This is a genomic window from Flavobacterium kingsejongi (assembly GCF_003076475.1).
GTDB lineage: Bacteria > Bacteroidota > Bacteroidia > Flavobacteriales > Flavobacteriaceae > Flavobacterium > Flavobacterium kingsejongi.
In genome coordinates, this window is the sequence record NZ_CP020919.1 from 383,452 (window position 1) to 406,231 (window position 22,780).

The 22,780-nt window shown below is 40.2% G+C and carries 17 protein-coding genes and 1 pseudogene; 4 read left to right on the plus strand and 14 right to left on the minus strand.

The features are described 5' to 3' along the window. Positions 1 to 31 precede the first annotated feature (31 nt). The 5 genes from FK004_RS01740 to FK004_RS01760 form a co-directional block, all read right to left on the minus strand. On the minus strand, positions 32 to 2,326 hold the full coding sequence (locus FK004_RS01740) for an NADP-dependent malic enzyme (RefSeq protein ID WP_108735691.1): 2,295 nt from the start codon (positions 2,324 to 2,326) through the stop codon (positions 32 to 34). A 245-nt stretch (positions 2,327 to 2,571) separates the two neighbouring features. After that, entirely contained in the window at positions 2,572 to 3,498 is a 927-nt protein-coding gene (gene queG / locus FK004_RS01745; protein ID WP_108735692.1) for a tRNA epoxyqueuosine(34) reductase QueG, read from the minus strand. Between the two features lie 86 nt (positions 3,499 to 3,584). Next, positions 3,585 to 4,607, minus strand: coding sequence for a Holliday junction branch migration DNA helicase RuvB (gene ruvB / locus FK004_RS01750; protein WP_108735693.1), 1,023 nt, complete (start codon positions 4,605 to 4,607; stop codon positions 3,585 to 3,587). A gap of 66 nt (positions 4,608 to 4,673) precedes the next feature. Next, positions 4,674 to 4,982: a GNAT family N-acetyltransferase gene (locus tag FK004_RS01755; protein WP_108735694.1), complete on the minus strand. Its 309-nt coding sequence runs from the start codon at positions 4,980 to 4,982 to the stop codon at positions 4,674 to 4,676. A gap of 16 nt (positions 4,983 to 4,998) precedes the next feature. After that, positions 4,999 to 5,304 (minus strand): GNAT family N-acetyltransferase, encoded by a 306-nt coding sequence (locus tag FK004_RS01760; RefSeq protein WP_108735695.1) that lies wholly within the window; start codon positions 5,302 to 5,304, stop codon positions 4,999 to 5,001. A 164-nt stretch (positions 5,305 to 5,468) separates the two neighbouring features. Here FK004_RS01760 and FK004_RS01765 point away from each other — a divergent pair, with 164 nt between their 5' ends. Both FK004_RS01765 and FK004_RS01770 read left to right on the plus strand, forming a co-directional pair. Further along, positions 5,469 to 6,890 carry an APC family permease gene (locus FK004_RS01765; protein ID WP_108735696.1) on the plus strand — a complete coding sequence of 474 codons (1,422 nt, stop codon included), beginning with the start codon at positions 5,469 to 5,471 and terminating at the stop codon, positions 6,888 to 6,890. 413 nt (positions 6,891 to 7,303) lie between these two features. Next, positions 7,304 to 8,515: an IS256 family transposase gene (locus tag FK004_RS01770; protein WP_108735429.1), complete on the plus strand. Its 1,212-nt coding sequence runs from the start codon at positions 7,304 to 7,306 to the stop codon at positions 8,513 to 8,515. 186 nt (positions 8,516 to 8,701) lie between these two features. Here FK004_RS01770 and FK004_RS01775 read toward each other — a convergent pair whose 3' ends face one another. From FK004_RS01775 to FK004_RS01810, 8 genes are read right to left on the minus strand one after another with little or no spacing between them, the layout of a single operon-like run. Beyond that, a complete protein-coding gene (locus tag FK004_RS01775) occupies positions 8,702 to 10,504 on the minus strand; it encodes a cytochrome c oxidase subunit I (protein WP_108735697.1) in 1,803 nt (600 codons plus the stop codon). A 30-nt stretch (positions 10,505 to 10,534) separates the two neighbouring features. Further along, entirely contained in the window at positions 10,535 to 11,662 is a 1,128-nt protein-coding gene (locus tag FK004_RS01780; RefSeq protein WP_108735698.1) for a cytochrome c oxidase subunit II, read from the minus strand. 18 nt (positions 11,663 to 11,680) lie between these two features. Next, positions 11,681 to 13,171 carry a quinol:cytochrome C oxidoreductase gene (locus FK004_RS01785; protein ID WP_108735699.1) on the minus strand — a complete coding sequence of 497 codons (1,491 nt, stop codon included), beginning with the start codon at positions 13,169 to 13,171 and terminating at the stop codon, positions 11,681 to 11,683. A 27-nt stretch (positions 13,172 to 13,198) separates the two neighbouring features. Continuing rightward, the gene (locus FK004_RS01790) at positions 13,199 to 13,744 is read right to left on the minus strand and encodes a c-type cytochrome (RefSeq protein ID WP_108735700.1); all 546 of its coding nucleotides are present in this window, start codon (positions 13,742 to 13,744) and stop codon (positions 13,199 to 13,201) included. A gap of 9 nt (positions 13,745 to 13,753) precedes the next feature. Continuing rightward, on the minus strand, positions 13,754 to 14,278 hold the full coding sequence (locus FK004_RS01795) for a DUF3341 domain-containing protein (RefSeq protein ID WP_108735701.1): 525 nt from the start codon (positions 14,276 to 14,278) through the stop codon (positions 13,754 to 13,756). Further along, positions 14,271 to 15,674 carry an NrfD/PsrC family molybdoenzyme membrane anchor subunit gene (gene nrfD / locus FK004_RS01800; protein WP_108735702.1) on the minus strand — a complete coding sequence of 468 codons (1,404 nt, stop codon included), beginning with the start codon at positions 15,672 to 15,674 and terminating at the stop codon, positions 14,271 to 14,273. The genes FK004_RS01795 and nrfD overlap by 8 nt, the downstream gene beginning before the upstream one ends. Before the next feature lie 35 nt (positions 15,675 to 15,709). Continuing rightward, positions 15,710 to 18,775 carry a TAT-variant-translocated molybdopterin oxidoreductase gene (locus FK004_RS01805; protein ID WP_108735703.1) on the minus strand — a complete coding sequence of 1,022 codons (3,066 nt, stop codon included), beginning with the start codon at positions 18,773 to 18,775 and terminating at the stop codon, positions 15,710 to 15,712. A 32-nt stretch (positions 18,776 to 18,807) separates the two neighbouring features. Beyond that, positions 18,808 to 20,130 (minus strand): cytochrome c3 family protein, encoded by a 1,323-nt coding sequence (locus FK004_RS01810; RefSeq protein ID WP_108735704.1) that lies wholly within the window; start codon positions 20,128 to 20,130, stop codon positions 18,808 to 18,810. Positions 20,131 to 20,346: 216 nt separating this feature from the next. On the opposite strand from FK004_RS01810, the gene FK004_RS01815 reads away from it, so the two are divergent. Beyond that, on the plus strand, positions 20,347 to 20,736 hold the full coding sequence (locus FK004_RS01815; protein ID WP_108735705.1) for an SPOR domain-containing protein: 390 nt from the start codon (positions 20,347 to 20,349) through the stop codon (positions 20,734 to 20,736). 177 nt (positions 20,737 to 20,913) lie between these two features. Here the strand turns inward: FK004_RS01815 and FK004_RS19655 are convergent. Further along, positions 20,914 to 21,036: pseudogene (locus FK004_RS19655) on the minus strand (transposase); the annotation flags it as partial. 192 nt (positions 21,037 to 21,228) lie between these two features. Between FK004_RS19655 and istA the strand changes: the two are divergent. Next, positions 21,229 to 22,776 (plus strand): IS21 family transposase, encoded by a 1,548-nt coding sequence (gene istA / locus FK004_RS01825; protein WP_108735486.1) that lies wholly within the window; start codon positions 21,229 to 21,231, stop codon positions 22,774 to 22,776. The last annotated feature ends 4 nt before the right edge of the window (positions 22,777 to 22,780 follow it).

Consider the following 22,780-nt stretch of genomic DNA (forward strand, 5'->3'; position numbering starts at 1 on the left):
TTACATAATTATTCGTTAAAATAGTTTTTATTTACGTTAAAGAGACTTGTTTACTGCGTTTCTCTTTTTCCTGGGCATCTACAACCGCTACTGCAGCCATATTTACCATTTCTTCCACACTGGCACCCAGTTGGAAAATATGAACCGGTTTATTCATACCCAGCATAATTGGCCCGATAGAATCTACCTTATTCAATTCTTTTAGCATTTTATAGGTAATATTCGCCGATTCTAAATTCGGGAATATCAGTGTGTTTACTTTTTTACCGGCCAGTTTCGAAAATGGGAATTTCGATTTCAGCATGTCCGGGTTCAATGCAAAATCGGTTTGGATCTCACCATCAATAACCAGGTCCGGATAATATTTGTGCAGGTATGAAACAGCTTCACTTACTTTTTTGGCACTTGGGTCACTGGATGATCCAAAGTTCGAGAAGGACACCATTGCGATCACAGGCTCCATACCAAACATCTTCACCGTTTTAGCAGTCATCAGGGCAATTTTTGCCAGGTCATCTGCAGAAGGATTCGGGTTGATTGCCGTATCGGACAAGAACATAGGCCCTCTTTGCGTCATCATCATATTGGTCGTTGCAATCCTGGAAATTCCGGATGCTTTCCCGATCAGCTGCATCATTGGTTTTACTACTGAAGGATAACTACGGGAATACCCGGTTACCAAAGCATCGGCTTCTCCTTCGTTTACCATCATCGCAGCAAAATAATTCCGCTCCCGCATCCATTTTTGGGCATCCAGCAGGGATATTCCGTTACGTTTCCTGGATTCCCAGTACGTATCGGCATACCGCAGCCTTCTTTCGTCTTCTTCTTTTGTTTTAGGGTCAATAATCGGCACTTCGGCATCAAATCCTAATTCTTCCATGAGTTCCAGGATCACTTCCCTGTTACCTAAAAGAATTGGAAAGCCGATTCGTTCTTCCATCACGATCTGTGCTGCTTTCAATACGTCCAGATGGTCCGCTTCTGCAAATACAATCCGTTTTGGGTCAGTTTTCGCCCTGTTGGTCAACAGGCGCACCATTTTATTATCATTACCCAATCGCTCGAGTAATTCCTCTTCATATTTATGCCAGTCCGAAATCGGCTGTAAAGCCACACCGGAATCCATTGCTGCTTTAGCCACTGCCGGTGCTACAATAGCAATCAGTCGGGGATCAAAAGGTTTTGGAATGATGTATTCACGACCGAAAATAAGTTTGGTTTCGCCATAAGCGATGTTCACCTGTTCCGGCACTGATTCTTTCGCCAGCGACGCCAGCGCTTTTACTGCGGCCATTTTCATCGCCTCATTGATCTTGGTAGCACGCACATCCAGGGCACCTCTAAAAATATACGGGAAGCCCAGTACATTATTTACCTGGTTTGGATGATCGGATCTACCAGTCGCCATAATGATATCTTTACGTGTAGCCATTGCCACATCATAATCGATTTCAGGAACGGGGTTGGCCATGGCAAAAACGATAGGGTTATCGGCCATTGTCAACAGCATTTCCGGGCTCAGTACATTCGGTGCAGAAAGCCCTAAAAACACATCGGCATTCACCAGTGTGCTACTCAGTGTTTCGCCATCACAGTCTTTGGCATATTTTAGTTGTAGTGGCGACAGGTCTGTTCGGGAAAGGCTAAGGATACCATCTTTGTCAAACATGATGATGTTTTCGACTTGTACCCCAAGCAAAACATACAGGTTAGCACAGGCCAAAGCTGCCGAACCGGCTCCTGATACTACTATGCGTACCTCTTCAATTTTTTTATCGGCCAGTTCCAAAGCATTCAGCAAAGCGGCTGACGAAATGATCGCCGTACCATGCTGGTCATCATGCATTACCGGAATATTCAATTCTTCCACCAATCGTCTTTCAATTTCGAAAGATTCCGGTGCTTTAATATCTTCCAGGTTGATCCCACCAAAAGTAGGTGCGATCGCTTTTACCGTTTCTACGAATTTATCAATATCCTTTGCGTCTACTTCAATGTCAAAAACATCGATATCAGCAAATATTTTAAACAAAAGCCCCTTCCCTTCCATTACTGGCTTTGAAGCTTCCGGGCCAATATCACCAAGGCCTAAAACCGCAGTCCCGTTGGTAATTACGGCAACTAAGTTTCCCTTAGCAGTATATTTGTATACATTATTAATATCTTTTGCAATCTCCAGGCAAGGCTCGGCCACACCGGGCGAATAAGCGAGAGATAAATCCCGTTGCGTCGCATATTTTTTAGTTGGTACTACTTGAATTTTACCAGGCGTAGGTTTGGCATGATACAATAAAGCTTCTCTTCTTTTGCTTTGCTTATTCATTTTGTTCTATTTTTCTTAGGCTGCAAAGGTAAAAGTCTCAAGCCAACTGGGAAACAATTATAGTATTTCTTTTATTTATTGCCCAAGATTTGCACTATTTACAGATTAGCAAACTATAATTTTAATATCTGATTAAAATACCGGTAAAAAAGAATAGTATCTCGTCATATATTCTTTTTTTCGCATTGTTTTACGCATTATCTTCTAAAAAAGAGCTTTTTTAGCAGTGTTAGTAAAAAGCAGTATTATTCTTTCAGGAATTCAATATTACGTTGTAGCCCTTCAAATTTTGCACGTTTCACTGGGGATTTTTTGAAAATATCCTGAAATACATCCCGGGTAATTTCTGCCCAGTCGGATTTTGTCAGGGAGAGCAATTCCGGATTGGGATCAAAAAGCGGTTCACTGTGGGGTTTGGAAAACCGGTTCCACGGACATACATCCTGGCATACATCACAACCAAATACCCAGTCGTCAAACCTGCCTTTCATTTCCTGGGGAATATTCTCTTTGAGTTCGATGGTAAAATACGAAATACATTTACTGCCATCTACCTGATAGGGAGCGATAATCGCCTGAGTGGGACAGGCATCGATACATTTGGTACACGATCCGCAATGGTCGGTTACCGCATGGTCGTACTCCAAGTCCAGGTCTACAATAAGTTCTGCGATAAAAAAGAAAGATCCGGCTTTTTTGGACAACAGGTTGCTGTTTTTACCGATCCACCCCAGGCCACTCTTAGCTGCCCAGGCTTTATCCAGCACTGGTGCCGAATCGACAAAAGCACGGCCTTCCACCGCTCCAATAGTGGATTCTATGGAAAAAACCAACTCTTTCAACTTTTCTTTAATGACAAAATGGTAATCCTGCCCGTAAGCATATTTGGAAATCTTGAAGCTGTCGTCCTGCTGGGTTTCCGTTGGGTAATAATTCAGCAACAGGGAGATCACGCTTTTTGAGCCTTCCACCAGCAGTGTGGGATCGAGGCGCTTGTCAAAGTGGTTTTCCATGTAGGCCATCTGCCCGTTGCGATTCTCCTTCAGCCAGTTTTCAAGCCTTGGCGCTTCCGTTTCCAGGAAACCTGCTTTGGAGATGCCACAAGACATAAATCCGAGGCGAAGGGCCTCGGATTTAATAAATGCTGTATGTTTTTCTTTATTGGAAATCATCTGATTGTCGAATGATTTGATCCGTATCGTGTAGAAAATCCAGGGCTACACTAAAGTGTGTACCGGATTGTGTTTTCCAGACCGGATTAAAACAATCCGCCCTGAACATTCATTTTTATTTTACCCAAATGCGTATATGCTTTTTCGGTTACTTCACGGCCTCTTGGCGTACGCATGATAAAACCTTCCTGGATCAGGAAAGGCTCGTAGACCTCTTCAATGGTTTCACTGCTTTCGGATACTGCCGTAGCCAAGGTGGATAATCCTACCGGGCCACCTTTGAACTTATCAATAATAGTCGTCAGGATTTTATTATCCATCTCATCCAGTCCATGGGCATCGACATGCAGGGCTTTCAATGAAAAACGCGCAATCTCGATATCGATGGTACCATTGCCTTTAATCTGGGCAAAGTCACGTACCCGGCGCAATAATGCGTTGGCAATCCTTGGCGTACCCCGGCTTCGGCCTGCGATTTCTATCGCCGCTTCCATCGAAATGGGCATTTTGAGTATCGCAGAACTGCGTTCTACAATGGTCGTTAGCAATTCTGTGGTATAATATTGTAAACGGCTGGAAATTCCAAAACGTGCCCGCATCGGTGCGGTAAGCAATCCGGAACGTGTTGTCGCCCCAACCAGCGTAAAGGGATTCAGGTTAATTTGTACCGTACGTGCATTAGGGCCGGATTCGATCATAATATCAATCTTAAAATCCTCCATAGCAGAATACAGGTATTCTTCTACAATAGGACTCAGTCGATGGATTTCATCGATAAAAAGCACATCGCGCTCTTCCAGGTTGGTCAGTAGTCCGGCGAGATCACCAGGCTTGTCCAACACCGGGCCGGAAGTGATTTTAATACCTACCCCCAACTCATTCGCCAGGATATTGGCCAATGTGGTTTTACCCAATCCGGGAGGTCCGTGAAACAGCGTATGGTCCAGGGCTTCGCCCCTTTGGTTCGCGGCTTCCACAAAAACTTTCAGATTATCGAGTACCTGGTCCTGGCCTGCAAAATCATCAAAACTCAGCGGCCTTAATTTTTTCTCCAGATCCAGTTCGTCGGAATTGTAATTTTCGTTTGTCGGATTTAAATTTTCATTCATAGCTGCAAAGATACTTAAAGATGCCTCACAAAAGAAAAAATCAGAAAGACAAAATAGCGCCCTCTTTTAGACGTGGTATCCTTTTGCCAGCAACGACTGCCATTCGGGATGCTTTTTCAGGTAAGCCGCCACAAAAGGACATAACGGTGCCAGGGTGTAGCCTTTCTCTTTGATATAATTTAGTGTTTTAAAAACAATACTCCCGCCTACGCCTTTACCTTCCAGGGCTACCGGAACTTCGGTATGGGTCAGGTACATCACGTTTTCAGTAGTGAGTATGTATTCGATATAAGCAACTTCGTTTGCTACGGTAAGTTCAAATCTTTTTTGGCTTTCATTCAGCACCAGTTCGGTTTCAGGATATCTATCGTTCATCTTTTTTGTTTTAAAATTACATTTGGTATCCTTCAGATAGCAGGGAGTGCCATTCGGGATGTGTATCGATATAGTGTGCTACAAAGGAACAGGATGGCACTACTGTAAGGTGATTGTCTTTGATGTATTCCAGTGTTTTTTTGACTATCGCACTACCAATCCCTTTACCATTTAAGGCTTCCGGTACTTCGGTGTGGGTCAGGTAGACTTTATCGTCTTTCGTCGAAAATTCGATAAAAGCGGTAGCACCTTCCACTTCCATTTCAAACTGTTGTGCTGCTTTATTTATTTTAAACGGGGTATTTTCATAAGTAGAACTCATAGGGTGTAGGCTTTAATGAAAGCTAAAGGTAAGTAAATTTAGGTAAAATCGCATGCAACCCCACTCCTGTGTTTACCGTATCATTTTTTTAATATCTTTAACACCAACAATAAAACAACTGTAACGCATGCAGGCAATTACCTGTACCATTAACTCCTTCGTTTATGCAAGAAAACCCTGAAAATGAAAATCTAAAAAGAGAATTAGGCCTGTTGGACGGTACCATGCTTGTGGTAGGTTCCATGATTGGATCCGGAATATTTATTGTCAGTGCCGATATTACCCGCCAGGTAGGCTCTGCCGGATGGCTCTTATTGATATGGCTCCTCTCGGGACTCATCACCGTAATTGCGGCAGTCAGTTATGGCGAACTGAGCTCGATGTTTCCCAAAGCTGGCGGACAATATGTGTACCTGAAAATCGCTTACAACAAACTCATTGCCTTCTTGTACGGCTGGAGTTTCTTTGCGGTGATACAAACGGGGACGATCGCAGCTGTTGGAGTTGCCTTTTCCAAATTTGCCGCCTATTTATACCCGCCGGTAAGTGATGAGAACATCCTTTGGGACATCGGTTGGTTCCAACTCAATGCAGCACAGCTGGTCTCTATTTGTACCATTATCATCCTCACCTACATCAACAGCCGTGGCGTAAAAAACGGCAAGATGTTACAAACCGTACTCACTATCATTAAAATAGCGTCCCTATTAGGCCTGATTGTTTTTGGGCTTTTACTGGCTGCCAAAGCTGAAACCTGGGATGCCAACTGGACCAATGCCTGGACTACACGCACTTTTGACAGTGCCTCCGGTTCCTGGCTTCCAATTAGCGGTACGGCACTTATTACCGGAATCTCCGCCGCGATGGTAGGCTCCCTTTTTTCCAGTGATGCCTGGGTAGGGGTTACCTTTATCGCTGGAGAGATCAAGAATCCACAGCGTAACGTGGGCCTGAGCCTTTTCCTGGGAACATTTATCGTTAGTATTATTTATGTATTGGCCAATGTGATGTATATCGCCGTTATCCCGCTCGAAGAGATTGCTTTTGCAAAATCTGACCGGGTAGCTGTCGTGGCTTCCAATTATATTTTCGGGAACATCGGGACCCTTATCATTGCTATTATGATCATGGTTTCAACTTTTGCCTGTAATAACGGATTAATTATGGCCGGGGCACGTGTGTATTATACTATGGCTAAAGATGGCTTATTCTTCAAAAAAGCAGCCTTACTGAACCACGCCAGTGTTCCTTCCTGGGCTTTATGGATGCAGTGCATTTGGGCTTCTGCCCTATGCCTTACCGGAAAATACAATGCCCTGCTGGATTTTGTCATCATCATCGTCCTGATCTTTTATATCCTGACGATTTATGGGATTTTTATATTACGCCGTAAAATGCCGGATGTGGAACGTCCTTACAAAGCTTTCGGCTATCCTTTCCTACCGATGGTTTATATTGTACTGGCAAGTGCTATATGTATTTCACTACTCTTCACTAAGTTTTCGACCTGTGGCTGGGGTGTATTGATCATGCTGATGGGCATACCGGTCTACTACCTTACCAAACCGAAGGGCGACAAGTCCTGATAAGATAAAAAACAACCTCTTACAAACAGTATAGATTCCCGTGATATCCATGATATCACGGGATTTTTTTTTCTCCTAAACCCTGTTTACTGCATTCCTGTATTGTACAAGCAAAACGTGGGTTATGATGTAAAGATGGTGCGACAAGAAGCAAAGAGTGCGCGACCAGGAGTAAAGAAGGCGTGACAAGAAGCAAAGAGTGCGTGACCAGGAGCAAAGAAGGCGCGACAAGAAGCAAAGAAGGCGTGACAAGAAGCGTAGAAGGCGCAAAAGGGGGAGTAGTCGTTAGATTGTGTAAACGTAGAAATTGATTTTAATTTGATTTGAGATTTTAAGGCTTAGCCAAAAAACAACAGATCATTAAGTATAGAATTTAAAAGAACTACATTTAAATAATTTAAAAAGAGCGGATTATGATCGAAGATGGTAAATTACCCAAAGATTTTGCAAAGCAATTTAAAAACAAAGAAGACTTCCATACTTTTTTTCAAGACCTGTATAAACAAGGCATTGAACAACTACTCCAGGGAGAATTGGATGCTCATCTGGGATATGAGAAGCATAATATTGACGGATACAATACAGGCAATAGCCGTAATGGTTCTTTCTCAAAGAATATAAAATCAGAGACTTTGGGCAATATGGTCCTGGCTATTCCCCGGGATAGAAATGGTGAATTCGAGCCTCAGGTCATCGGAAAAGGCCAATCGATGAGTGAAAAGATTGAAGATGCTATTTTAGGAATGTACAGTCGTGGAATGACCCGTAGTGATATTGTAGAACAAGTTAAAGAAGTTTATGGGATATCAGTAAGTGAGTCCACGATTTCGACCATCTCTGATAGAATACTGGCTGATGTTGATTTATGGACTAAAAGGGCTTTAGAACCACAGTATCTGATTGTTTGGATGGATGCTGTGCATATGAAAGTAAGAACAGATGGGAAATATGAAAACCATGCAATTTACATTGTAATCGGACTAAAAACAGATGGTAAGAAAGAAGTATTAGGAATGTGGCTAAATAAAGAAGAGTCGGCTTCATTTTGGATGACTGTACTCTCTGACATAAAATCTCGTGGAGTAAAGGATATTCTCATTGCCTGTACAGATAACCTTACCGGATTTACAAAAGCTATCAGAGGTGTTTTTCCAAATACAGAATCCCAGCTTTGCATTGTTCATCAAATAAGGAATAGCCTTAAGTTTGTAGTAGTTAAGGATAGAAAAGCATTTTGCAGTGCAATGAAAGAAGTATATACTGCAATAAATCAGGAAGAAGCCGTTTTAGCTCTGGCTGAATTTAAAAAAAACTGGGAAGCAAAATATAAATATGCCGTTTGCTCCTGGGAAAAGAATTGGGAAAATCTCATGCCTTTTTTGGCCTATCCTGCTGAAATCAGGAAAATAATGTACACCACAAATACAATAGAAAACTTAAACAGGGGAATTAGAAAATATACCAAAACAAAAGTGCAGTTCCCAGATGAAAAAAGCGTCAAGAAATCAGTCTATTTAGCAATACAAAATTGTGAAAAAAGCTGGATAAATGCAATACCAAGCTGGGGATTAATCATGAATCAGTTCTTGGTCATATTTGGAGAAAGGTGTAATATTAAACACTAATAACTGTTTACACAAAATTTCGACCAGTCTCGCGTAGAAGGCGTGGCAAGAAGCGTAGAAGGCGTGGCAAATGAAACCATACAATCCAAAAGCAGAGAAGCTATAACGAAGCCCTATACTAACAGGTATAAAAAAAGGCCTTTCCGAATTGGAAAGGCCTTTTTTTATATAATATGATACTGAATCTTAGTGATTTAAAACTTCTTCACCTTCTTTCATTGGAACCGTCTGAGGAACGTAATCCAGTTCATGCCCTGGCTTACTGTAATCGTAAGGCCATCTGTGCACTTCAGGAATCTCTCCAGGCCAGTTACCGTGGATATGTTCTACTGGAGTAGTCCATTCTAAGGTATTGGATTTCCATGGATTCTGCGTTGCTTTTTGTCCGTAGAAAATACTGTAGATAAAGTTCCATAAGAAAACCAATTGGAATGCAGCACCGATCAATGCGAACATTGTAATCAGAACGTTTACATCCTGCAAGTCATCAAATAATGGGAAGTTGGTATTGGTATAGTAACGTCTTGGAAGACCTGCCATACCGATAAAGTGCATTGGGAAGAATACTCCGTAAGCACATATTGCCGTTACCCAGAAGTGAATGTACCCTAAGTTTTTGTTTAACATTCTTCCGAACATTTTTGGGAACCAGTGATAGATTCCGGCAAACATACCGTAAAGAGCAGATATACCCATTACAAGGTGGAAGTGAGCGATTACGAAATACGTATCGTGTACATTAATATCCAGTGTACTGTCTCCAAGGATAATCCCTGTCAAACCACCACTGATGAATGTAGATACCATCCCGATAGAGAAAAGCATAGCAGGGTTAAGCTGCAGGTTACCTTTCCAAAGTGTCGTGATCCAGTTGAAAGCTTTTACCGCAGACGGGATAGCGATCAATAATGTTGTAAATGTAAATACAGATCCAAGGAATGGATTCATACCGGAAACGAACATATGGTGACCCCATACGATAGTCGATAAGAATGCAATAGCAAGGATAGAAGTAATCATCGCTCTGTAACCGAAAATTGGTTTACGGGAATTCGTAGCCATAACTTCAGAAACGATACCCATTGCAGGTAAGATTACAATATATACTTCAGGGTGTCCTAAGAACCAGAATAAGTGTTCGAATAATACCGGGGAACCTCCCTGGTTGTGTAAAACTTCACCAGAAATAAAGATATCCGATAAGAAGAATGAAGTACCGAAACTTCTGTCAAAGATCAATAATAATGCAGCAGATAATAATACCGGGAACGATACAATACCAATTACAGCAGTAATGAAGAATGTCCATATTGTTAAAGGAAGACGGGTCATTGTCATACCTTTTGTACGCAGGTTAAGAACGGTTACTACGTAGTTCAGGGATCCCATTGCAGAAGATGCGATAAAGATAGCCATAGAAACCAACCATAGTGTCATACCCATCCCAGAACCTGGAATTGCCTGTGGCAATGCACTCAAAGGAGGATAAATTGTCCATCCTGCAGAAGCAGGGCCTGACTCTACAAATAAGGAACTGATCATGATTACAGACGACAGGAAGAACATCCAGAACGAAAGCATGTTCATGAAACCTGATGCCATATCCCTTGCTCCAATCTGAAGGGGAATAAGTAGGTTACTAAATGTACCACTTAATCCTTGTGTCAATACAAAGAATACCATGATGGTACCGTGTATGGTTACCAACGCCAGATAAGCGTCATTTTTCATTACACCACCCGGAGCCATTTTGTCTCCTAAGAAGATTTGGAAAACTTTAAAAGATTCTTCCGGCCATGCCAATTGAATCCTGAAAAGCAACGACATTCCAATCCCAATAATACCCATAACCAAAGCGGTGATCAGGTATTGTTTGGAGATCATTTTATGATCATAACTAAAGATATATTTACTGATAAATGTATCTTTATGGTGATGTTCTTGTTCGTGATCGTGTGAAAGATCGTGATCGTGAGCTACTGCTGACATATTCTTAATTTATAAGTATTAAAGATATAATTATTTCTGTATAACCTGTGCTACAACCGCAGTAGTATCTTTTGCGTTTTTAGCATCAGCTTCTTCTTTGAGCACTTTACCTAAAGTAGGTTTTTCTGCCAGCCATTTTTTGAAATCAGCCGGAGTGTCTACCACCACTTTCATTTGCATGTTATAGTGCGAAGCACCACAAATTTTATTACAAAGCAGTAAATAATCAAAAGTATACGGATCTAAAGCCGTTTGACCTTTGGCCACAAGCTCTGCACTTTTCTTAGCACGGATCTTGTTGATGTTTGCTACTTTTTTCACCATCTCTTCATCTTCACGCATTTCAGCAGTAGTAACGGTTGGTGTGAAAGCAAATTGCGTCACCATACCTGGCACTACGTTCATCTGTGCTCTAAAGTGTGGCATATAAGCAGAGTGTAAAACGTCCTGAGAACGCATTTTGAACACTACTTTTTTACCTTTAGGAATGTGAAGTTCACTTACTACTTTATCATCCTGTGCATACGGGTCAGCAGCGTCAACACCCATAGTGTTGATTCCTTCGATATAACGTACGTTGGCTTTCCCTAATACATTATCTTCTCCAGCATAACGAGCTTCCCAGCTGAACTGTTTTCCGTAGATTTCTACATAAATTACATCTTCGTCTTCATCAACGAACATGATGTTGGTCCATGCATACAATCCGTAAAGGATTAATACAGCCAAAACAATTACCGGGATAATAGTCCAGATGAACTCTAATTTATCATTATCCGCAAAATATAATGCGGTGTTTCCTTCTTTACCTCTGTATTTATAAGAGAAGTAAAATAATAATGCCTGTGTAAGAAACTGGACGATGAAGATCAATACCATAGAAATGGTCATCAGGTTGTCCACATCGGTACCGTGCTCGGAAGCCGGAGTACCCAAAACTAAGTGTCCCCATTTGAATAGGCCATAGATCATAAAGATATACATGAACGCTAAAAAGCCGAACATGAGGTATCCCTGGACATTGTTATCCGCATCATTTGCCACACCGGAATTATTTCTTCTGGAAGCGCCAATCTGCGTCAAATCGAATATTTTAGTCATCTGCCATACAGCAATGGCTAATAAAACTAAAACTATAATAACCAACAAACTTGTCATCTGTATTTACTTTAAATATTAGTAATGAAAATGTTTACTTTCTCCTATAAATGGATTTCTTTTTGCTAAAAGCGATTCTTTCGTCAATGCTGTAAAAGCAACAAAGATGAATAATCCTAAAAAGAATAGTACTGATCCTATTTCAGAGACTCCGATAAACCATCTGTCACCAACAGTTGCAGGCATGATCATATTGAAGAAGTCTAAATAATGTCCACATAAAATTACAGTACCGGCCATTACGATCAACCATGGAATTCTCTTGAAATCGGTATTTAATAATAACAATACAGGGAACAGGAAGTTCATGGCAACCATTCCGAAGAAAGGCAGGTTATAATGCTCAATTCGCGTTACGAAGTAGGTTACCTCTTCCGGAATATCAGCATACCAGATCAACATGAATTGTGAAAACCAAAGGTACGTCCAGAAAATACTGATACCGAACATGAATTTCGCTAAATCATGGAAGTGGCTTGTGTTTACATATTCTAAATGCCCTTTAGATTTTAAGTATAAAGTAAAGAATGCAATTACGGTGATCCCACTTACAAAGAAACTTGCAAATACATACCATCCAAATAATGTACTGTACCAGTGTGGGTCAACAGACATGATCCAGTCCCAGGACATAATAGATTCAGAAACGATAAAGAATACTAAGAATGCCGCCGAAGCTTTAAAGGATTTCTTGTAGTACAAATCATCATTGGCACCATCCTGCAATAGTGAATATTTTCGGGAATAGTGTCTGTATAAGTTCCAACCAATCAGGAATATTGCAGCTCTGATCAGGAAGAAAGGTACGTTCAGGTAACCTGATTTTCCCTGGATCAATCGATCTACTTTTACTACTTCCGGATCCATCCACACAAATAGGTGGTTGAAGTGGAAACCGCATAACAATAATAGGATAAAGAATATTACAGAACCTGGAAGCAGGTAACTTGTAATCCCTTCCATTACTCTGAATAATACTGGAGACCATCCTGCCTGAGCAGCATATTGGATCGCATAGAATGCCAATACTCCAAGAGCGATTAACATAAAAAAGATACATGCTACATATAAGGCAGCCCAAGGCTTGTTTTGCAATTGGTGCAATACATGCTCCAAATGTTCTTCATGCTCTTTGTGGTGATCCGCTTCTGAAACGGTGTGTTTGTCTGCATCGGCATGAACATCATGCTGTGGCACTTCTGCTACGGCATGTACTGAGTCTGCAGCCGGAAAGGCAGCAGCAGTTGTTGTAGCATCGGTTGCAGCTGGAACTACAGCGTTTTGTTCTGTTCCATGAGGCGCTTCAACAGCAGTTGCAGCTTCGTGGTGTGGTTCATGTCCTGCTTCAGCAGTAGCATGCCCTCCATGATGTTGCTCTTCTGCGGCTAAAATCTTCTCTACATCTTGTGTATTTTTAGGTGCAGTCCAAAAACCATATCCAATTCCTAAAACGCCGAGAGCCATCAGGATGAAAGAAAATGTTTTTAATTTGCTTGAAAATGTGTACATATCTAAATAAATCAGTGTGTTCTACAATTATAATTTTCCTTTTAGCTCCATCACATATGTTGCTACCTGCCAACGTTCGTGAGCGTTCAGCTGATTTGCATGAGAACCCATAGCATTTAAACCATACGTTGCAACATGAAAAACACTACCAACAGTAATATCTCTGTCGGCATAACTCGGAACTCCAAGGAATTTTTCTCTCTGGACTAATTTTCCTTTACCATCACCTTTATCACCGTGGCAGATTGCACAGTAAACTGTGAAAAGCGCAGCAGCTTTAGGGGCATCATAAGAAAGAGAATCTAATGGTGATTTTGAGTTGGCTTTAGCAGCATTATACCCTTCCGTAGTGTTAGGATAGTCATACGGTTCAAATCCTCTTGGGATTGACCCCTCTGCAGGCAGCTGACCTTCTTTTCCATTAGCGAATGCTTTGGACTCAGAGTAGGTTTCATACCCTACCGATTCGTACATATTCGGAAAATACTGATAGTTTGGTTTTGATTTATCAAAGCAAGAAGTAACTACTGCTGATAAACATACCAATAGGGCTATTTTATATAAGCTTTTCATATCTGTTTTTTAATGCTTTTCAATTACTTTAACTTCAACTGCACCGGTATTTTGGAAAAATGTTACCATTTCATCTTCGTTACCATGTACTGCCACTTCCATTAAGAAGTGATCATCCGTTGTTCTTACATCCGGGTTCTCCGCTGTTTTAAATGGCCATAATCTACTTCTCATATAAAAAGTGATAACCATAAGGTGGGCTGCAAAAAATACAGTCAACTCAAACATAATTGGAACGAAAGCCGGCATATTCTGGATGTAACTGAAACTTGGCTTACCACCAATATCCTGTGGCCAGTCTTCGATCATTACATAATTCATCAGCGCAGTTGCAACTGACAAACCTACCAGTCCGTAAAGAAAAGCACAAATGGCAATTCTTGTTGGGGCTAACCCCATTGCTTTATCCAATCCGTGAACCGGGAAAGGTGTAAATACCTCCTCAATGTGATGATGTGCAGCACGGGTCTGTTTAACAGCGTCCATCAGGACATCGTCATCATTATAAATAGCATATATAACTTTGTTACTCATGATCTGAATGATTATGTTCTTCTCTTAATTTTTTATAGTTTTCCCCTGAACCTTTTAATATAGTCTTAACCTCGGCCTGTGCAATTACAGGGAATGTTCTTGAATATAATAAAAACAATACAAAGAAGAATCCAATAGTACCGATATAGAAACCGATATCCACAAACGTCGGCTGGAACATAGTCCAAGAAGACGGAAGGTAATCCCTGTGTAATGAAGTTACGATAATTACGAAACGCTCGAACCACATACCAATGTTTACAACAATAGAGATGATGAAAGAGAACATGATACTTGTTCTTAATTTCTTAGACCACATGAACTGTGGAGAGAAAACGTTACAAGTCATCATTAACCAGTACGACCACCAGTAAGGTCCGGTTGCTCTGTTAAGGAAAGCGTATTGCTCATATTCCACTCCGGAATACCAGGCTACGAAAAGTTCTGTGATATAAGCAGTACCTACGATAGAACCTGTAATCATGATTACGATGTTCATCAATTCGATATGCTGTACAGTAATATAGTCTTCAAGATTAGAGACCTTTCTCATAATGATCAGCAGGGTATTTACCATTGCAAATCCGGAGAAGATCGCTCCTGCCACGAAATATGGAGGAAGAATTGTAGTATGCCATCCCGGAATTACGGAAGTAGCAAAGTCAAAAGATACGATGGTGTGTACTGAAAGTACTAAAGGTGTTGCTAAACCGGCCAGTACCAAAGATACTTCTTCAAAACGCTGCCAGTCTTTTGCTCTACCGCTCCATCCGAAACTTAATGTAGAATAAACTCTTTTTGTAAAAGGTGTAATTGCCCTGTCTCTAAGCATTGCAAAATCAGGAAGCAAACCAGTCCACCAGAAAACCAGCGATACAGAAAGATACGTTGAAATTGCAAATACGTCCCAAAGTAATGGGGAGTTGAAATTCACCCATAAGGAACCAAATTGATTCGGGATTGGAAGTACCCAGTAGGCTAACCATGGGCGACCCATGTGGAATACCGGGAACAAACCTGCCTGAACTACAGAGAAAATGGTCATTGCTTCTGCAGAACGGTTAATGGCCATTCTCCATTTTTGACGGAATAATAAAAGTACTGCTGAAATCAATGTTCCTGCGTGACCGATACCAACCCACCAAACGAAGTTGGTGATATCCCAGGCCCATCCGACTGTTTTATTTAATCCCCATGTACCAATACCTGTAGACACAGTATATATAATACAACCGACTCCCCACAGGAAAGCGGTTAAAGCAATTGAAAATACAATCCACCATTGCTTATTGGCCCTACCTTCTACAGGTCGGGCTACATCTACTGTTATATCGTGATAAGATTTATCACCAATAACTAAAGGTTTTCTAATGGGTGCTTCGTAGTGAGACGACATAATCCTTTATATTGTTACTTATTATTATTAATTGACTAGGTATTTCTTACTTTAACGTGGTAGAATACATTTGGTTTTGTTCCAATGTGCTCTAATAAATGATACATTCTATCATCCTCTACCAGTTGCGCTACTTCGCTTTCTTTATCGTTAACATCTCCAAAGACCATAGCACCACTGCTACAAGCTGCTGAACATGCACAAGCGTTGTTAAACTCATCTTTAGCCACTACTCTGCCTTCGCGTTTCGCTTTTAAGATTACTGCCTGAGTAGACTGGATACAGAAAGAACATTTTTCCATAACCCCTCTGGAACGAACAACTACATCTGGATTCAATACCATACGACCTAAATCATCGTTCATATGATAATCGAATTCACTGTTTTTGTTGTAAAGGAACCAGTTGAAACGACGTACTTTATAAGGACAGTTATTTGCACAGTAACGGGTACCTACACAACGGTTATACGCCATATGGTTTTGTCCCTGACGACCGTGAGAAGTTGCAGCCACAGGACATACCGTTTCACAAGGTGCGTGGTTACAGTGCTGACACATTACCGGTTGGAATGCCACCTGAGGGTTATCAGAAGGATGCTCAAGACCCTGGAAAGTATCGATAGAATTCATTAATCCTGATGCCTTATCCTTAGTAATACCATCGCCTTCGAATGTCTCTTCAGAAGAATAATACCTGTCAATACGCAACCAGTGCATATCACGGCTTCTTCTTACCTCTGACTTACCAACTACAGGAACGTTGTTTTCAGCATGGCAGGCGATAACGCACGCACCACAACCTGTACAAGAGTTCAAGTCGATTGACAAGTTAAAGTGATGCCCTACAGAACGGTCAAATTCCGTCCATAAGTCCACTTTTGTAGAAGGTGTTTCTTTGTGATCCAGAGATACCATTGGAACTGGGTTCCAGATTTCTGCATCTTTTGTATTGAAGATATTCAGTGTTGTTTCTTTCACGATATCACCTCTTCCCATCAGGGTTCTTTGCAGCTGTACGCAGGCAAATTCATGATCAGATCCGGATTCTTTCGTGATTTTCACAGCCTGAACGCCATTAAAATCTTTGTATAATGAGTAAGCATTAACACCTACCTGCATTTCTGTTTTCAAGGCCGCTTTACGTCCGTATCCTAAAGCAAGACCTACAGTCCCTTTAGCTTGTCCCGGCTGAATGATTACAGGCACTTTTTCAAGTTTAGTCCCTCCAACTTCAAGCGTTACATAACTTCCGTTCAAACCACCATTAGCAACATTGTAGTTTTTCAATCCTAAATTGTCAGCATCAACTCTGGAAATGGTCAGGTAGTTATCCCAGGATACTCTTGTAATAGGATCCGGAAACTCCTGTAACCATGGGTTGTTAGCCTGCTGACCATCACCCATACCAGTTTTAGTATACAAAACAAGCTCTAAAGCTCCTGCTGGTTTAGACTGGCTTAATGCTGTAGCTGCCGCTGCAATACCTGCAACTGACCCAGCTCCACCACCAGAAACCGTACCTACGAAGAAACCGTCATGTACTGCCTGGTTCCATGTTTTTCCTGAAAGCACTGAAGCATTCCAGTACCCTTTCAGGTAATCATAGTAGGAAGTTGAGTTTCCTGCCCAGGTCAATAAAGCTTCCTGAAATTGTTTGGTCTCAAATAAAGGACGAATCGTAGGCTGCATAAGGCTATAATGCCCTTTCACGATGGTAACATCGCCCCATGATTCTAAATAGTGTGGTGCAGCAGCTGCAATAGTAGAAGCTAAAACGGTCTCATCTTCTTTTAAAGAGAATGTTACACTGGTTTTAACTTTTTTCAGCGCTTCACCGAATTCTTTACCGTTTGGCAAAGTATACACAGGATTTACACCACTCATAATAAGTGTATGTACATTTCCTGCTTTAATATCGTTTAGTAATTCCAGCACCTGAGCACTGTTACCTTTTCTTATTTGTCTTGTCTGAGTAGTATTGAAAGCCTCACTACCCAAAGCCTGATTGATTGCCAACACTAAAAGCTGAGCGTTTTTATCCTGAAGACCAGAAACTAAAACTCCTTTACTTCCCGCAGCTTTCAATTGGGCGGCAGCATTATTTACCGCTTCCTCATTGGCAAATTTACCAACAGCTACTGCATTACCAGTAACAATGCCGTAAATTTTTGCTAAGGCTAATTTTTGATCTGTAACAGTCATTGGATAACGCTTGTCAGCATTTGCACCCGTTAAAGACATGTTTGATTCAAATTGAATATGACGGGACATTTTTCCGTTTTTCGGAACTCTGCCTTTACCATAATTACAATCAAATCCACCACCTTGCCAGTCTCCAAGGAAATCGGCACCTACTGAAACAATAGTAGCTGCTTTACCAAAATCGTAATCTACTAAAGCACGCTCTCCGTAAACTTCCTGGAAAGCATCCAACGCCTCAGAAGAAGAAACTGCATCATATACCACATGCTTAGCACCTGGATATTTTGCAATGAATTCCGCAATAAGCTTATCTGTAGATGGACTTGCAGTGGTATTCGTTAATACTACGATTTGTTTTCCTGTTGCTTTTGCTTCTGCTAAAGAAGCTGCAACATTAGCATTAACCGCATCCCATGATTCTGATTTACCAGCGATCTTTGGATTTTTCAAACGCATACTGTCATACATTGACAATACAGACGCATGAACCCTTGCATTAGGGGCTATTTTTGAACCGGCTAAATTATTAGCTTCAACTTTAATAGGACGACCTTCTCTGGTTTTGATTAAGATATTAGCAAAATCAAATCCATCTGCAATTGTAGTTGCATAAAAATCGGCAACACCTGGAATAATTTCTTCTGGCTGAACAACATAAGGAATCGACTTCATCACCGGACCTTCACATGATGCTAAAGTTGCCGCCGCAGTACTAAAACCAACGTACTTCAAAAAGTCACGACGTGTTGTAGATGACGCACCCAATGCTTCTTTATCTCCTAAAAATTCATCAGTAGGTATTGCTTCAACAAATTCGTTATTTCTAAGCGTCTCAACAATAGAACTATTATCGTTTAGTTCTTCAACACTTTTCCAGTATTTTTTGTTTGATGACATTGTATATAAATATTAGCTTCTTAATAATTTGATTAATAGTGACACTTACCGCATTCCAAACCTCCCATTTGTGCCGCAGTCAATTTGTCAACACCATATTTCTTAGAAAGTTCTTCATGGATTTTCTTGTAGTACTCGTTACCTTCCACTTTTACATTCGTTTCACGGTGACAATTAATACACCACCCCATTGTCAATGGAGAATGTTGTTCCATAATTTCCATAGTTTCAACACTACCGTGACAAGTCTGACACTCTAAACCTGCAACAGAAACGTGTTGTGAGTGATTAAAGTAAACAAAGTCAGGAAGATTATGAATTCTGATCCATTTTACCGGCTTGGATTTTCCAGTATATTTCTGAGCGGTTTTATCCCATCCTACTGCATCATACAGTTTCTGGATTTCACCTGTGTAGTAATCTTTAGAGTAATCTACATAAGTAGAGTCTTTATCCCCCTGGAAATCGGCAATATTCTTATGACAGTTCATACAAACATTCAAAGAAGGAATACCAGACGTCTTACTTACCCTTGCAGAAGAGTGACAGTATTTACAATCAATACCGTTATCCCCAGCATGGATCTTATGAGAGAAGTGAATTGGCTGAATTGGCTGATACCCCTGATCTACACCTACCTGCATCAGGTAACCGTAAACAAAGTACCCACTACCTAACAATAGGAAAATAGCTGTAACCAAAATCAAAAACTGATTTCTTGCAAATGCTACCCAGATTGGAGTAGTTGGCTCTTTTTTAGCCACTTCCACACCATTTGCTTTAGCGATATTTGTCAAAACCCTGTTTACCATAAACAGCATCACAACTAAAATAGCCATCACAAGACCTAAAGCAAGCAGTACGATTTGATTCGAAACACCACCTTCATTAGAACCCTGAGCACCTGGCAAAGCAGCAACCGCAGCGGGTTTCTCTTCTACCATTGATGTATACGCTATAATATTATCGATATCAGCAGTAGACAATTGTGGAAATGCAGTCATGTTAGCCTTTCCATTTTCTTCAAAAAGCTTTACCGCAGCAGCATCACCAGACTTAATCATCTCGCTACTGTTGTGGATCCACTTATAAAGCCACTCTTTATCGTGTTTTTCAGCAACTCCCCTAAGTGCAGGACCTGTAGATTTTGCATCCAGCTTGTGACAAGCTGCACAATTGGAATTAAACAATGCCTTACCCTTTACCGGATCTGCTGTACCCCCCGGAGCTGCTACTGCTGCCACCGGCTCTGCTGCTGCTCCCTGAGCATAGGAAGCAATTGAGAAATTTAACACAAGTGCTAAACTGAATAATAAAATTCTTGAAATCGAATTATGGCTACCCACCTTTTTCATATTTAAAACGGTTATCGACTAATTTGGTATGATTTTTTCTATATAAAAATTATAGAAAATTTCACACGTTTTTTTAAAACTTCCACAAAAATACGACTTATGAGTTATTCTCAAAAACCTAATTAAGCCTTATTTTCAATTTATAATTATTCTAAATAATATTTTTAATTTTGATTAATTTGAGAAATAGTACATTTGCATAAAACACAGTTCATTATGAGAATTTTAAGACCTACAAAAACGCTTCTACCCTTGTTATTTATCGCATTCACATCCACTGCTTTATATTCACAGGAAAGCAATATAACGATACAACAAGACCCCAAATTCGATCAATTACTCAAAGAAAAGCGCAAAATCAATTCATCTATAACCGTTAATGACCGCTATAAAATCCAAATCTTCTACGGTGATAATGACGGGGCCCGAAAAGCCCTTACAGACTTTAAAAGAGACTTTAAAGAGCTGGACGGTACGATCATCTTTAACTCGCCAAGTTACAAAGTATGGGTCGGGAACTTTAAGACCAAATTAGAGGCTGAAAGAAACCTTTTAGACCTTAAAAAGAAATATCCAGGCGCTCTTTTAATCAAGCCAAACAAATAAAAAAATAAAAAAATCCCGATAAATTCGGGATTTTTTTTGATCCAACAGCAAGAAAGTAATTCTTAAAAAAGACCACAAAAAAGAAGCCGTCTCAAAACAAATTTTGAGACGGTTTTTTTATTTGATACAATTTTGGATTTTAACTATCTAGATTTTAACGGGAGTAAAAAATTGCCTTTATGCTGCAATTTTCTTTCTTAAGTTGTGACCTAAAGCCATTAATCCGAATTCTAATTCTACTTTTTGAAGTCCTTTTAAAGAAAACCGTCTAAAACCGTTATTATGCTTGAGTTGAGCGAATACAGGCTCTACTGGAAAAACCGGTCAATTTGACCACCTAATTCCGGAGTAAATTGACCACCCGTTCCGGAGCAAACTGACCACCTAATTCCGGAGCAAATTGACCACCAAGTTTTGTGGTGAATTAAGTATTAAAAACTATTGATTTTTTCATGTTGTTAGAACCATACATTCGTTAAAAATTTACGGATTATGGCAAACAAAATAACAGACATGAGTAAAATTAGAAAAGTAATTAAATTCTATTGTAATGGAAAGAGTAAGTTATTTATAAGTAGCTACTTATCCCTTTCAAGAAATACGGTAAAGAAATATATTTCTTTATTTGAAGTTCTCGAATTAAGCTTTGAATTAATCGACCAAAAAACCGATGCAGAGCTGGAACTTTTATTCTCCCAGACTAGTGTAGAGGCCATTAGCCCGAGATTACAGACACTTTATGATTTTTTTCCTAAAATGGAACGTGAACTAAAAAAAGTTGGCGTTACCGTACAGCATATGTGGGAACAATATATTGCTGTAAATCCTGATGGTTATCGAACTTCACAATTTCATTATCATTACAATATATGGGGCAAACGAGTTAATCCGGTCATGCATATGAACCATAAGGCTGGTGATAAAATGTATGTTGATTATGCCGGAAAGACACTCTCAATTATTGATATAGATACTGGAGAAGTCAAAGAAGTACAATTTTTTGTAGCAATATTGGGCGCTAGCCAATACACGTATGCTGAAGCTTCCATGAGCCAGCAAAAGGAAAACTTTGTTGACTCGGTAGAAAATGCCATGCGCTTTTTTGAAGGCACTCCTGCCGCCATTGTTCCAGATAATTTAAAATCTGCCGTAATAAAAAGCAGTCGTTTTGAACCGACAATCAATGAAACCCTGGCTGATTTAGCAGAACATTACGAAACCACAATTTTACCTGCCAGAGCTTACAGGCCCAGAGACAAGTCACTAGTTGAAGGAGCTGTTAAGATATTATATCGAAGGATTTATGTAACCATAAAAGAAACTAAGTTCTTTTCTCTGGAAGAATTAAACCAGCAGATCTGGGATTTACTTGACTCTCACAATAACAGAAAACTGACAGGACGCCCTTATTCCCGCTTTGAATTATTTTTAGAAGACGAGAAAGAAAAACTGCGTCCACTCCCACAAGATCGTTTTGAAATTAAATACCAGTCTTTTGCAACAGTAATGCAAAACGGTCATGTTCAATTAAGCCAGGACAAAAACTATTACAGCGTTCCGTATCAATATGTAAAGAAGAAAGCCAAGCTGTTATATACCAAATCAACAGTAGAGATTTATTATAAATACAATCGAATAGCTGTACATCCAAGAAACTACAAACCTTATGTCTATACAACAACTCCTGAGCATTTAGCCAGTACACATCAATTTGTAGCCCAATGGAGTGCTGCCCGCTTCATTGAATGGGCTAATAATATTGATGAGTCAGTAGGAGAATATATAATGCAGATAATCGAAAGCAGAAATCATCCAGAACAGGCTTATAAAAGCTGTTTAGGAATACTGAATTTTGAAAAAAAGGTAGGCAGACAGCGATTAATAAATGCCTGCAGGCGGGCACTTGATTTTAAAATTTACAATTTTAAGACCATACAAAACATTTTAGAAAACAACTTGGATCATATTGATTTTGATCAAGAACCTGAGCAGGAACTTCCCGATCACAGTAACATAAGAGGAAAACACTATTATAACTAAATTA

Excerpts from the sequence above, each read along its gene's own strand:
- FK004_RS01740 (WP_108735691.1), bottom strand. The coding sequence starts at position 2,326 with ATGAATAAGCAAAGCAAAAGAAGAGAAGCTTTATTGTATCATGCCAAA.
- queG (WP_108735692.1), bottom strand. The coding sequence starts at position 3,498 with ATGATTTCCAATAAAGAAAAACATACAGCATTTATTAAATCCGAGGCC.
- ruvB (WP_108735693.1), bottom strand. The coding sequence starts at position 4,607 with ATGAATGAAAATTTAAATCCGACAAACGAAAATTACAATTCCGACGAA.
- FK004_RS01755 (WP_108735694.1), bottom strand. The coding sequence starts at position 4,982 with ATGAACGATAGATATCCTGAAACCGAACTGGTGCTGAATGAAAGCCAA.
- FK004_RS01760 (WP_108735695.1), bottom strand. The coding sequence starts at position 5,304 with ATGAGTTCTACTTATGAAAATACCCCGTTTAAAATAAATAAAGCAGCA.
- FK004_RS01765 (WP_108735696.1), top strand. The coding sequence starts at position 5,469 with ATGCAAGAAAACCCTGAAAATGAAAATCTAAAAAGAGAATTAGGCCTG.
- FK004_RS01770 (WP_108735429.1), top strand. The coding sequence starts at position 7,304 with ATGATCGAAGATGGTAAATTACCCAAAGATTTTGCAAAGCAATTTAAA.
- FK004_RS01775 (WP_108735697.1), bottom strand. The coding sequence starts at position 10,504 with ATGTCAGCAGTAGCTCACGATCACGATCTTTCACACGATCACGAACAA.
- FK004_RS01780 (WP_108735698.1), bottom strand. The coding sequence starts at position 11,662 with ATGACAAGTTTGTTGGTTATTATAGTTTTAGTTTTATTAGCCATTGCT.
- FK004_RS01785 (WP_108735699.1), bottom strand. The coding sequence starts at position 13,171 with ATGTACACATTTTCAAGCAAATTAAAAACATTTTCTTTCATCCTGATG.
- FK004_RS01790 (WP_108735700.1), bottom strand. The coding sequence starts at position 13,744 with ATGAAAAGCTTATATAAAATAGCCCTATTGGTATGTTTATCAGCAGTA.
- FK004_RS01795 (WP_108735701.1), bottom strand. The coding sequence starts at position 14,278 with ATGAGTAACAAAGTTATATATGCTATTTATAATGATGACGATGTCCTG.
- nrfD (WP_108735702.1), bottom strand. The coding sequence starts at position 15,674 with ATGTCGTCTCACTACGAAGCACCCATTAGAAAACCTTTAGTTATTGGT.
- FK004_RS01805 (WP_108735703.1), bottom strand. The coding sequence starts at position 18,775 with ATGTCATCAAACAAAAAATACTGGAAAAGTGTTGAAGAACTAAACGAT.
- FK004_RS01810 (WP_108735704.1), bottom strand. The coding sequence starts at position 20,130 with ATGAAAAAGGTGGGTAGCCATAATTCGATTTCAAGAATTTTATTATTC.
- FK004_RS01815 (WP_108735705.1), top strand. The coding sequence starts at position 20,347 with ATGAGAATTTTAAGACCTACAAAAACGCTTCTACCCTTGTTATTTATC.
- istA (WP_108735486.1), top strand. The coding sequence starts at position 21,229 with ATGGCAAACAAAATAACAGACATGAGTAAAATTAGAAAAGTAATTAAA.